The organism is Deltaproteobacteria bacterium (assembly GCA_019308925.1).
In the GTDB taxonomy this organism is placed as follows: Bacteria; Desulfobacterota; B13-G15; order B13-G15; family RBG-16-54-18; genus JAFDHG01.
In genome coordinates, this window is the sequence record JAFDHG010000075.1 from 1 (window position 1) to 10,791 (window position 10,791).

The window sequence follows — 10,791 nt, forward strand, 5'->3', positions numbered from 1 at the left end:
TCTGATACCGGGAGAAAAAATGGGGATCTTCAGGATTGAAGTACTCAATTCTGATCTCCCCTTTCACGCCATGAGGCCTGGCGACCCTTCCAATGACAATGAGGTCTTCTCCCACAGCCTTCTGGCTACTCTATGATCTCAAGGACGGACCGTTTATTGTTCTTGGTGGAGGCAGCGCTCAAAATGGTCCGAATGGCCCTGGCTGTTCTCCCCTGTTTGCCTATGACCTTTCCCAAGTCCTCCTTGGCCACAGAAAGCTCAATTACGGATGTCCTCTCACCTTCAATCTCAGTCACTTTCACTTCATCGGGATTGTCCACCAATGACTTTGCAATATACTCAATTAGCTCCTTCATTTTCCGACCTCCTTTTGTGATTCAACCAGTTAGGCCACCCATTTAGATCTACACTGCCTTCTTGGCGATTGCGTTGATCCCCACCCGCTTCAGCAACTGGGCTACCGTGGGAGTAGGCTGTGCCCCTTCCAAAAGCCACTTCATTACCCTATCCTTATCGACGTGGATGCTAGGTGGATCTTGTTTGGGGTCGTAAGTGCCGACCCTCTCGATGAACCTCCCATCCCTTGGGGCCCGGGCATCACTCACGATGATACGATAAAAGGGTTTCTTCTTGGACCCAAACCGCGCCAGCCTGATCTTCACCGCCATCTCCCTGCTTTCACCTCCTTTCTCAGTTTAGAGATTTTCAGCTCATAGACAAAGGGAAAAATCAGAAGGGGAGAATCTTAGGAAAAGGCCCTTTTCCTCCCTTTCTGTTTAACTGCTTAATCATCTTTTTCGTCATCGCAAACTGCTTTAAGAGCCTATTGACATCCTGAACCTTGGTTCCGCTTCCCTTGGAGATGCGAAGCCTCCTGCTCCCGCTGATGATGTGGTGATTTCTCCTCTCCTCCTTGGTCATGGAGTTGATGATGGCCTCTAGACGCAGTAGTTGCCTCTCATCTGGACGGAACGCCTTGACTCCCTTAATCTTGCCCAATCCTGGGATCATCCCCAAAAGATCCTCCAGGGGACCCATCTTCCTGATCTGGTGCAGCTGATCCCGGAAGTCCTCCAAGGTGAACTCATCCCTCCTCAATTTCCTCTCCAAGGTCTCGGCCTGGCGCTCGTCAAAGGCCGCCTGCGCCTTCTCTATCAGAGAGAGGACATCGCCCATTCCTAATATCCTGGAGGCCATCCTATCCGGGTGAAAGGTCTCCCAGGCGTCCAGCTTTTCCCCAATGCCGACGAACTTTATTGGCCTTTGAGTAACCGCCTTTATGGACAAGGCGGCTCCTCCCCGGGCATCTCCGTCCATTTTCGTCAGAATGACCCCCGTTATCCCCAAGGCATCGTCGAATCCCTTGGCTACATTGACCGCATCCTGCCCGGTCATGGCATCGGCCACGAGGAGTATCTCCTGAGGGTCCAATAACTTTTTTATTTTACTCAGTTCCTCCATCAACTCTTCATTGATATGGAGACGGCCGGCAGTATCAAGGATGACGGCGTCAAGGCCTTGGGTTTCGGCCTGCTTTCTGGCCTTGTCCACGGTTTGCAATGGGTCATCCCCAGGCCTAGGGGTATAACAGTCGATCCCTAAAGTTTCCCCCAGTTTCCTCAATTGTTCTATAGCCGCTGGCCGATAGGGGTCAGCAGGGACTAGATAGGGTTTTTTCTTTCTTCCCCACAGATATCCGGCCATCTTGCCCGCCGTGGTGGTTTTGCCTGAACCTTGGAGCCCCACCAACATGATGGAGATGGGGGCAGCACCCTCTAACCTTAGGCTATTGTCCTCCCCCCCACCCATCAATTTAATCAGCTCCTCATGGACGATCTTTATAACCTGTTGAGCAGGGGTGAGGCTTTCCATCACCTCTTGTCCTGCGGCCCTCTCTTCTACCCCCTTGATAAAGTCCTTCACCACCTTATAGTTGACATCCGCCTCCAAGAGGGCGAGGCGCACCTCTCGTAAGGACTCCCTGATCTCTTTTTCCGTCAGCTTGCCCCGGCCCCTCAGCTTTTTGAAGACCTGATTTAACCTCTCAGTGAGGCTTTCAAACATCTCCCATCCGTTAAATTTTATTAGTCAAATTTATAATTTTAGATTACCATCTCCTTGTTGTCAAGCCCTCTTTTCGCCCTTTAGATGGGCAGCAATTTCTTGTACCATGGCCTCTCTTTCTCCTCTTTTTCACTTTCGTCCTCTTTCTCCATGAGGGCAACTGGGGACTTTTCCGCCTTTATAAAGTCAAGCTGGAACTCCTCCGCTGACATGTCCTCCTGCCCGATGATGACGATCTGCAGCCCATATTTCCTCTCGATGGCGTTGAGGTCATCCCTCTTATAATTTAAGAGGTACTCAGCGACCGTCTTGTGAAGGGTCCCCCTGATCATCTGGAGGTCATCTTGGATCACTCTCTCCTGTATCTTTCTAAGGACGGTCAGGGCCATAGAGTAAGGAGACCTGACCCTTCCCCGTCCCTGGCAATACTGACAGGTGAGGTAGACCCCTTCGCTGAGGGAAGGCTTAAGGCGTTGGCGGGATAGCTCCAAGATCCCAAATTTGGATATCCGCGACAAATCCACCTTGGCCCTATCCTTCTTGAATGTGTTGCGCAACCTCCTCTCTACCTCACGGTTGTGCTGGGAAGATCTCATGTCGATGAAGTCGATGACGATCAACCCTCCGATGTCCCGGAGCCGCATCTGACGGGCGATCTCCTCAGCTGCCTCTAGGTTGGTGATCAGGGCGGCTTCTTCGATATCCTTGGCCTGGGGTACACGACCAGAGTTCACATCTATGGCTACCAAGGCCTCAGCAATATCAATACATATCCTCCCCCCGGACTTTAGAGGAACCACACGGGAATAGATATGTTCTATCTGTTGCTCAACTTGGAAACGTGAAAAGAGGGGCTGTTCATCTTGATATAGCTTGACCCTGCGGCGATACTTGGGCATGATTTCTTTAAAGAACTCCTTGGCCCTTTTATAGGCCTCCTCCTCATCTATGATCACCTCTTTTACCTCCGGGGAGAAATACTCCCGGATGGACTTCACCACCACATCGCTCTCGTGATAGATCAAAGAGGGAGTGGGGAGTTCCTTGTTGCGAGTCTTGATGTTCTCCCAGAGGCGCATGAAATACCCGAAGTCGGTCAACAACTCCTTTTTACTTCGGTTCATCCCGGCCGTGCGCACGATGAAGCCCATCCCCTCGGGCAGATCAAATTGGCGCACGATTTCCTTCAACCTCTTGCGTTGGGCCTCATCCTCAATCTTGCGCGACACCCCGCTGCTGTTGCTGCCGGGCATGAGGACCAGATATCTTCCGGGCAGCGATAGATAGGTGGTAAGGGCTGCCCCCTTGTTCCCCATCCCCTCCCTGGTGACCTGGACTAAGACCTCTTGTTTCCTCCTCAGGATGTCCTGGATCTTTGGCCTTTTGTCTGGGGGGAAGTCCTTGCGGATCCAGAAGTCGGGATGGATCTCATCACAGGGGAGGAACCCGTTCTTCACTCCCCCATAATTGACAAAAGCGGCCTGAAAGCTGGGTTCAATCTTGGTAATGGTTCCCTTGTAGATATTTCCCTTTATATTCTCTTTGGTGGAGGTTTCAATGCTAAAGTCGGTCAATACCCCCTCTTCTACAACCGCTACCCGGACCTCTTCTGGATAGGAGGCATTGACCAAGATCTTTTTCGGCATGAGCGATTTTACCTATTAAAAATTTTTGGATGATATTTATAAGAAACTATAACTAAATGCACAAAATTTGTCAACGACCTAGTCTACTATGGTGAACACAGCCAGTTGTGGGGGCGCCATGGGGAGATGGGGGTTTGATGGTGACATTGAGGAATACTATATAGCTTCCCAATATTTCTATATCGTTGGACAATTCACATCATCATCTGTTAAGGAAGCACTTTTATTTGCATATTTTGCTCTTTTATTCTCCTATGATCTTTATCAGCACGCGCTTTTTGCGTCGGCCGTCGAACTCACCGTAGAAGATCTGCTCCCATGGACCAAAATCAAGGTCCCCCTTGGTGATGGCCACGATTACTTCACGTCCCATGATTTGGCGTTTCAGGTGGGCGTCACCGTTGTCTTCTCCAGTGCGATTGTGGCGGTAATGGGAGATAGGCTCATGAGGAGCTAACTCCTCCAGCCAGTCTTTGTAGTCCTGGTGGAGCCCTGATTCGTCATCGTTGATAAAGACACTGGCAGTGATATGCATGGCGTTGATAAGGCAAAGGCCTTCTTTTACTCCGCTCTCTCTCACCGCCTTGCGTACGTCTTTAGTTATGTTGATGAAGGCAACCCTCGTAGGGGTGTTAAACCAGAGTTTTTTACGATGGGATTTCATTCTTGCCTCCTTTCCTCTTCTCACAATAATTTTTCATGACGGTCTTGTCATCCTTGAACGATGAAAATAACTTATTCTTTAATTCAGCCTCACGTTGAGGGGTTACACCCCTCAAACTCCCCAAAGAGAAAATTCCTTTTTGGGAGTTTACTTAGAAAAGGTGTTTTCTAAGTAATTGCGGCAAATAATCCATCAATACCATGCCGATGGGGCAAGTTTAGCATAGTCCCCTTGGATGTAAAGAGATCCTTGAGGGAGGGAATGTCATCAGAAGAGCTCTACACGGGACCACTACTTAAAACTATCTTTTGCCTAAGAGTTAGAATTGTGCGTGTTAACGGAAAATGGGAGTAAAACCATCCTTGGTGCTCTTCGGACATGGCCTCATTGCAGTTCAGAACGAAGGTTGAGTATTGAGGTATCAAAATGATATTTTCAATATTTGCGGTTAGAAATATGGGCAGTGTTCCTCCTTCTACTTTTTTATGTTGGCGATTTGTGGAAGGATAACTTATTGACATCACTAATTATTTATGTTTAAATTTTCGATATTTTAGATAAAAAGAAAAGCAAATAGACAAAAAAAGAAGGAGCGGAAAATGGCAACGAGAGTCCTTATTGCGGATGATAGCATCATCATTCAAAAGGTCTTCGAGAGGACCTTCCCCCCCGAGTTTGCCTTCACCTTTGCCAACAACGGCGAGGAGACCTTGGACAAGGCGAGAAAGGATAAACTAGACCTGATCATTGCTGACATAAACATGCCCCTGAAGAATGGATTTGAGGTATGTGAGGAAGTGAAGAAGGATCCCCTCCTAAAAAACATTCCTGTCCTGTTGTTGATCGGAATCTTAGATGATTTTGATGAGGATGAGAGCCGCCGAGTGGGAGCGGATGGCTTTATCGTAAAGCCCTTTGAGACCAATGCCGCCGTCAGTAAGGTGCGTGAGGTCTTGGCCAAGGGTGAAGGAGCCCTTCCCCTAGAAGAGGCAATGGAGGAGAAGGAAGAAGAAGTGTTGGAGCTGGAAGATGTAGTGGAGGAGCATGTTGCTGCAGTATCACCTCCTCAAGAAAAAAAGGAGAAGGAATTCGAGGAGAGGCCCCCGGAGGCCTTTGAGCCCGTCTTTGAGGCAAAGGAGGAGGGTTTCAAAGAGGTCAGCGCCCCTGAAAAAGGTCTGGGAGGGGTCCCGAAGGAGGTCATGGAAGACCTAACGGTTAGATTGGCCACTGCGCTAGGCCATGAGTTGAGGAAGGCCGTGGAGGAGGTCATCGAGGAGAAAGTCCCCCAATTGTTACGCCTGGAGATAGAGAGGTTGAGAAAAGGGTGAGGAGGAGGACTGTCACCAATCTTAGTTGGTCAAGCTCTGGACAAATCCTATGTTAATAAAATCTGAGTTGATGGAGTATAGTTATATAGTACACTAAAAATATAGCAAATATTGAAAAGATGGCTAACATGTTTTTCCGAAAACGCCATAAAATAACAGATCCGAGATAGACGAGAAGTAGTTTACAGATCATAAATAGGACAGGATGATAATCGATCAGATACGCCATCAGAGGATTAGCTTCTAGCGCATTACCTGTGGACACCGAGATGATCGTCAAGACACCATCCAAAACATTGAGAATAAATACGGAAAAAATAACCAATTTCAGTTCGTTAAAAAAATTGTGGGACAGCTCAATTTTCATTTTATATTTAGATGCTTGTATGTTTCTGCAACATTTTTACCCAGATCAGAGGCCACAGCAAGCTCACTCCAGAAGGTTAGGGGATATGTTGTTAGGTGATTTACACCAATAAAAAAGCCGAGTCACCCATTCACTTCGGCAACTCGGCTATCTTTAAAATTTATCGATTCTTTCGCTAAGGTGGCTCTGTCAACGGTCGCGCTATAACACTCACCCAATTAGATAAAAGCCACTCGCAGATTCCAACAATTGAGATTCAAAGACCCGTGGTTTTCCGTCCCACCCTCACGGGTGGTTTGGCTTTGTCGGCGCTTTCAATTTTAGCAGACTAAAAATGCATGTCAAGAAAAAGATGATAGGTGACGTTTCTTTTCTTTTTCCGGTTTGAATAGATTGTGTTGCCCGGCCTTTTTGGCTGGTTGTATTTCAATTCCTCTGGCTGTTTCAATCTAAATATTTCTAATTGGAATATGAAGATTCACTCGATTCCAATAAATACAATATTTGATGCAGGTTTTAACTGCGGAATCCAAAAATAAAATTATACAGTGTATATATCTTGCCAATATCTAAACTTCTCAATTTCTTTGATGTCATGGAGATATCTAAACCTCAAAGAAATATGGGAAGTGTCCCTTCTCTCGAGGCTTACTGCCTTGACACCAGGGCCGCAGCGCAGTAACATTGTTGAGGAGTTGAATGAGAGAACGTGAAAGATAGCGGGTCTATACTTCATTGGATATTCTAGTGAACAGGTTTTGCTCTGTGGTGGGTTTTAGATAATGACTTGGCCAATGCAATGTTACGCCCTGTTCAACTAGGCTGCTCGCCTCAGGAGATCAAAGAGGTCATCTTACAAATGTTCAGCTATGTGAATACCTGTGGGCAAGTCTGCCCTCAAGACTTTTCGCTCTATGCTTGAAGAAAAGGGCCTGTAGCCTTTGAGGTAATGGAGTGTCCGGTATGGAAATTACGCGCCGGGATTTCATCAAAAGTTCTCTCCTCTTGGGCAGCTCGCTGCTCCTTTCTCCCCTCTCCCTTCATGCCGAACAGAAAAGGGGAGAGCGATGGTATCCAGCTTATGAGAGACTGGAGCAAGAGGGTAAATTGGCTCAGCAGGTCGAGGAAGCCTATGCCATCTTCGAGCATTGCCAGCTGTGTCCCCGGCGGTGTGGGGTGAATCGGCAAAAAGGCGAAAGAGGGTTCTGCCGGGCTCCGGTCAGACCCGTGATTTTCAGCGCTCACCCCCATTTTGGCGAAGAGATATCGTTGGTGGGCCAACATGGGTCTGGCACCATCTTCTTCTCCAACTGCAATCTCCGCTGTGTCTTCTGCCAGAACTGGCCCATCTCCATTGAGGGAAGAGGTAAGGAAGTTCAAGATGAAGATCTGGCGGATATGATGCTCTACCTCCAGAAGATCGGCTGCCATAACATCAACTTAGTCACGCCCACCCACGTCATACCCAACATCCTCAATGCCACGCGGATTGCCTTGAAGAAAGGGCTGCGTCTTCCCTTGGTTTACAATACCAGCGGTTACGAGAGCTTAGAGATAGTGAAGATCTTAGATGGCATCGTGGATATCTATATGCCGGATATGAAATATATGGATGCTGATCAGGCGGCGAAATATTTAGGCGGGGCTTCGGACTATCCTGAAGTAACGAAGAAAGCGATCATCGAAATGAACCGGCAGGTCGGAGAACTTCTGATCGATGAGCGAGGAATTGCCCTTCGCGGGCTGATGATCCGACACCTAGTAATGCCCAACCGGGTGGCCGGGACGGAGAAATTCGTCAAGTGGGTGGCCCAGAACCTTCCCAAATCCACCTACGTGAACATCATGCCTCAATACCGTGTGGAATACAAAGCCTTTGAATATCCAAAAATCTCCCGTGGGATCACCGTGCATGAATTCTTGGAGGCAATGGACTGGGCTGAACAATACGGCCTGACCAACCTTGACCCCAAATCTGTGGCGGTCAGGGACTTTTACCGTCACCGCCGATCAAGCTGAATTCCTCACGCCCAAATGCCGGGTATAGGCTTTCCACAATAATCGCATTTGCCTCCCTTCAAGTGCATCTCTCCAATCATGTATCCCGTTCGTTGGATTACCATCTTCTTGCACCTGGGGCAGAAGGTGTTCTCACCCTCGTGGCCCGGTACGTTCCCGATATATACATATTCAAGGCCAGAAGACAAAGCTACTGCCCGGGCTTTCTCTAGCGTCGAAACCGGCGTTGGGGGGAGATTCTTGAGCTTGTACAAAGGATAAAACCGAGAGAAATGGACTGGAGTATCCGCGCCCAATTCTCTCTTCACCCAGAGGCACATTTCCCTTACCACCGACATCTCATCGTTCTTTGTGGGAATCATGAGGTTTGTGATCTCTAAGTGGATTTTCTCCTGCTTCAGCGTCTTCAAGGTCTCGAGCACGGGGGCCAGTTCTCCGCTGCACAATTCACGATAAAATGTCTCCGTAAACCCCTTCAGATCAATATTTGCAGCGTCTAACACTTTGCACAGGTTTCGGAGTGGATCCATATTGATGAAGCCATTGGAGTGGATGACATTCAGAAGGCCGGCCTTCTTTGCAAAGGAGCCAATGTCTAGCATGTATTCATAAAAGATCATAGGTTCCACGTAAGTGTAGGCAACAGAATGGGCCCCCATCTGCTTGGCCTTCTTCACCACAATCTCAGGTGGCATTTCGTAGCTGTATACGTCCTCTGGGGAGGCTTGGGAGATTTCCCAAGTCTGGCAGAACTTACACCCGAAATTACACCCCGCTGTTGCGAGCGAAAGAGAACGGGTGCCAGGAAGGACATGAAAAAAGGGGTTCTTCTCGATCGGGTCTAAATAAATGGCGCAAGGATTCCCATAGACCAGGCTGTAACATTTCCCATCACGATTCTCACGCACCCTACAAAAACCCCTTTTGCCCTTGGGAACACGGCATCGCTTGGGGCATAGTTCACACTGGATCTCTCCTCCATCCAGGGCAGTAAAATATGGGGAGAGCTTTATCTTGATGAGGCCTTTCTTGGCCATTTGTGCCCGCACGGTTTCCGGAAAACCGAAGAGGTGAGCAAGGGAAAGAACACTGAAACTCGTCCCGCAAAACTTCAAGAAATCCCGTCTCGTCAGACGGGGCTCAGGGATACCCTCACCCTTCCTGCTGCTTCCCATGTCAAGCAAGAGGGAATAATTTGTAAGAGGTTCCTCATGTGATTTATTCATTATGAAAGAATGGCCTAAATATTAAATTTTTTCTCTTACTTGTCTTAAGAATTTTATTAGATCAATATACAACATATTGCGGTTGGGCTCTACTGTTGAAAATTGTAGATATCTAAACCTCAACACCTATTATCTTCTCTTTATAAGGCAAAGGCCTTCGTTTATTCCGCTTTTCCTTACCGCATTCCACACCTCTCCAGTGATATTGATGAAGGCAGCCCTCGTAGGGGTATTGAACCAGAGCCCTTTACGAAAAGAGATCCTTGAGAGAGGGATTGTTATCGGAATAGCTCTGTGTGGAACCACTGCTCAAAATTAACTTTTCCCTAAGAGTTAGGATTGTGCGTGTAAACGGCGAACAGGGGCAAACTACCTTTAGAGCTCCTCGGACCTCGGCCTCTACATGTGAAAGGCGGAGCCATTTTTACCATCTCAATTATTTGATTGAATTTTAATGCTTATAAGATTTCCCATTCTTAGCGAAGTGGGTAATCTAAGAGCCTGAAGACTATTTACCTCTTGCAGGTTCGTATCTTTTGTAATAAGTAACGCTTTTAACTATCAAAAATTCCAGGTCTACTGATTTCTTTCAAGGCTTTCTTAATTCCGATACCCTTGATTTTATCAACTAAATTTTTGCCCTTATCCTTAGTTTCCCTGCTAGGAATATCGTATCTCTTCTTTTCCTTGAACTCATCGAATGAAACAAGTGTAAAGGCCTTGGCGAGATACTCTCCTTCCATCAAAATCTTAGGCATGTCGCCGTCTGGTTTTATTTCTTCACTCCCGAGGTTTCTATTCAATTTTTTTATAAGATAAGGATGAATCGCAAGATGCCACAATTCTTCCATTGCATCATCAATGAAATAGTCATCTGTTTTAGGATTCTCTCGATTGCCAATTACAAATGAAATTCTAGATTCTAAATGATTGTGGAGATATACATATTGTCCTTTCATTCTATAAAGTATTCTAGGGACGTAAAGGAATGAAGGCAGATCGAAACTCAGGGAAAGTTCTTTCTCTCCTTTATTTGTTTTTGCCCTAACTTTTACCAAGAGTTTATGTTTGTCCAAGAATCCAACATTATATTTTCGCACATAATCAAAATCTGCTCTTTGGGAAGAAAAAAATTTCGGCAAAAAACCTCTAATAAAATCACCCACATCATTGATGATTCCCTTAACATGTTCAACATATTTCAGATCCAATTCATTTTTAGTCTCATATGGTTCTTCCCTGCGTGTAGAAGAGATTCTATCATAATGCAGAATCTCTTCTCCCATCTTACGATGCAGTTTTTTAATTAAAATATCATCTGTTATTGGCTGAAGATAATAAACTTTCATGTCCGCTCTTTTCATGAGGGTGTGTCAAAGTTAGTTGAAATTTAGGGTAGCGGCCCCTAAAATGGTAACAATTTTATTTTGTTAAAAACTTTTGAAAGGAGGGGCCGCTGATGAAGAGGGTATTACGA

Annotated in this window: 10 protein-coding genes and 1 riboswitch; of the genes, 2 read left to right on the forward strand and 8 right to left on the reverse strand. The window is 46.8% G+C overall.

Annotated features, from left to right (window positions below):
- The 6 genes from JRI46_10985 to JRI46_11010 all read right to left on the reverse strand — a co-directional run.
- A partial coding sequence (locus tag JRI46_10985) for a ribosome maturation factor RimM (protein ID MBW2040093.1) occupies positions 1 to 115 on the reverse strand: 115 nt, incomplete at its 3' end.
- A gap of 10 nt (positions 116 to 125) precedes the next feature.
- On the reverse strand, positions 126 to 356 hold the full coding sequence (locus JRI46_10990) for a KH domain-containing protein (protein ID MBW2040094.1): 231 nt from the start codon (positions 354 to 356) through the stop codon (positions 126 to 128).
- Between the two features lie 48 nt (positions 357 to 404).
- Positions 405 to 668 (reverse strand): 30S ribosomal protein S16, encoded by a 264-nt coding sequence (gene rpsP, locus JRI46_10995; protein MBW2040095.1) that lies wholly within the window; start codon positions 666 to 668, stop codon positions 405 to 407.
- A 61-nt stretch (positions 669 to 729) separates the two neighbouring features.
- Entirely contained in the window at positions 730 to 2,064 is a 1,335-nt protein-coding gene (ffh, locus tag JRI46_11000; protein MBW2040096.1) for a signal recognition particle protein, read from the reverse strand.
- Positions 2,065 to 2,144: 80 nt separating this feature from the next.
- Positions 2,145 to 3,710, reverse strand: coding sequence for an Rne/Rng family ribonuclease (locus JRI46_11005; GenBank protein MBW2040097.1), 1,566 nt, complete (start codon positions 3,708 to 3,710; stop codon positions 2,145 to 2,147).
- 244 nt (positions 3,711 to 3,954) lie between these two features.
- Entirely contained in the window at positions 3,955 to 4,374 is a 420-nt protein-coding gene (locus JRI46_11010) for a YjbQ family protein (GenBank protein ID MBW2040098.1), read from the reverse strand.
- A 599-nt stretch (positions 4,375 to 4,973) separates the two neighbouring features.
- Here JRI46_11010 and JRI46_11015 point away from each other — a divergent pair.
- Both JRI46_11015 and JRI46_11020 read left to right on the forward strand, forming a co-directional pair.
- Positions 4,974 to 5,702 (forward strand): response regulator, encoded by a 729-nt coding sequence (locus JRI46_11015; GenBank protein MBW2040099.1) that lies wholly within the window; start codon positions 4,974 to 4,976, stop codon positions 5,700 to 5,702.
- A 501-nt stretch (positions 5,703 to 6,203) separates the two neighbouring features.
- Positions 6,204 to 6,380: riboswitch (cyclic di-GMP riboswitch) on the reverse strand.
- Positions 6,381 to 7,032: 652 nt separating this feature from the next.
- Positions 7,033 to 8,088, forward strand: coding sequence for a radical SAM protein (locus tag JRI46_11020; GenBank protein ID MBW2040100.1), 1,056 nt, complete (start codon positions 7,033 to 7,035; stop codon positions 8,086 to 8,088).
- A gap of 5 nt (positions 8,089 to 8,093) precedes the next feature.
- Here the strand turns inward: JRI46_11020 and amrS are convergent, their stop codons facing one another.
- Together amrS and JRI46_11030 are read right to left on the reverse strand one after the other, a co-directional pair.
- A complete protein-coding gene (amrS, locus tag JRI46_11025; protein ID MBW2040101.1) occupies positions 8,094 to 9,263 on the reverse strand; it encodes an AmmeMemoRadiSam system radical SAM enzyme in 1,170 nt (389 codons plus the stop codon).
- 605 nt (positions 9,264 to 9,868) lie between these two features.
- Positions 9,869 to 10,663: a hypothetical protein gene (locus JRI46_11030; protein ID MBW2040102.1), complete on the reverse strand. Its 795-nt coding sequence runs from the start codon at positions 10,661 to 10,663 to the stop codon at positions 9,869 to 9,871.
- Positions 10,664 to 10,791 lie beyond the last annotated feature (128 nt).

Bases quoted from the DNA above. Each gene is read 5' to 3' on its own strand.
- JRI46_10990 (MBW2040094.1), bottom strand. From the start codon at position 356: ATGAAGGAGCTAATTGAGTATATTGCAAAGTCATTGGTGGACAATCCC.
- rpsP (MBW2040095.1), bottom strand. From the start codon at position 668: ATGGCGGTGAAGATCAGGCTGGCGCGGTTTGGGTCCAAGAAGAAACCC.
- JRI46_11015 (MBW2040099.1), top strand. From the start codon at position 4,974: ATGGCAACGAGAGTCCTTATTGCGGATGATAGCATCATCATTCAAAAG.
- JRI46_11030 (MBW2040102.1), bottom strand. From the start codon at position 10,663: ATGAAAGTTTATTATCTTCAGCCAATAACAGATGATATTTTAATTAAA.
- JRI46_11005 (MBW2040097.1), bottom strand. From the start codon at position 3,710: ATGCCGAAAAAGATCTTGGTCAATGCCTCCTATCCAGAAGAGGTCCGG.
- ffh (MBW2040096.1), bottom strand. From the start codon at position 2,064: ATGTTTGAAAGCCTCACTGAGAGGTTAAATCAGGTCTTCAAAAAGCTG.
- JRI46_11010 (MBW2040098.1), bottom strand. From the start codon at position 4,374: ATGAAATCCCATCGTAAAAAACTCTGGTTTAACACCCCTACGAGGGTT.
- amrS (MBW2040101.1), bottom strand. From the start codon at position 9,263: ATGGGAAGCAGCAGGAAGGGTGAGGGTATCCCTGAGCCCCGTCTGACG.
- JRI46_11020 (MBW2040100.1), top strand. From the start codon at position 7,033: ATGGAAATTACGCGCCGGGATTTCATCAAAAGTTCTCTCCTCTTGGGC.